This is a genomic window from Pseudomonas peli (genome assembly GCF_050563605.1).
Taxonomy (GTDB): domain Bacteria; phylum Pseudomonadota; class Gammaproteobacteria; order Pseudomonadales; family Pseudomonadaceae; genus Aquipseudomonas; species Aquipseudomonas peli_A.
In genome coordinates this window covers 1-353 of sequence record NZ_JBNXUH010000041.1, presented here as the reverse complement: position 1 = coordinate 353, position 353 = coordinate 1, and the positions used below count along the sequence as shown (strand labels likewise).

Annotated in this window: 1 protein-coding gene; it reads right to left on the bottom strand. The window is 54.4% G+C overall.

The genetic code is table 11. The annotated features are described in order from the left end of the window. Positions 1-292: hypothetical protein (locus ACQ4LH_RS21035; RefSeq protein WP_430698962.1), on the bottom strand; the 292-nt coding region annotated here is incomplete at its 3' end. Positions 293-353 lie beyond the last annotated feature (61 nt).

The following is a 353-nucleotide window of genomic DNA, read 5'->3' as shown; positions in this document are numbered from 1 at the left end:
GGTTTTTTCTCTTCTTCTTCTTTTTTCTCTTCTTTTTTTCTTCCGCGTTGTGTTTATAGCTTATCTTCTTTTCTTCTCCTTCCTCGTTCTGGCGCTTCGGCACKCCGTCCTGAGTGCSGGTGGCGAACTGCGCAGCATTGTAGTTCTGCTCGTATTCGACGATATGCGAGTTCGGGTAGCGTGACAGCAGCGGATGGTCCTTCGCCCCCGCCGTATCATCGGCAGCCAGCGCCGGTACGCTTAAAACTGCTGACCACAGCAGCATGTACAAGCAGCTGCGCACAGTTCCCATGGCATTTCTCCTGCTGCATTCGGGGCGCGGCGTGCGCCCACCTACAGCAGTGACTCTAGAC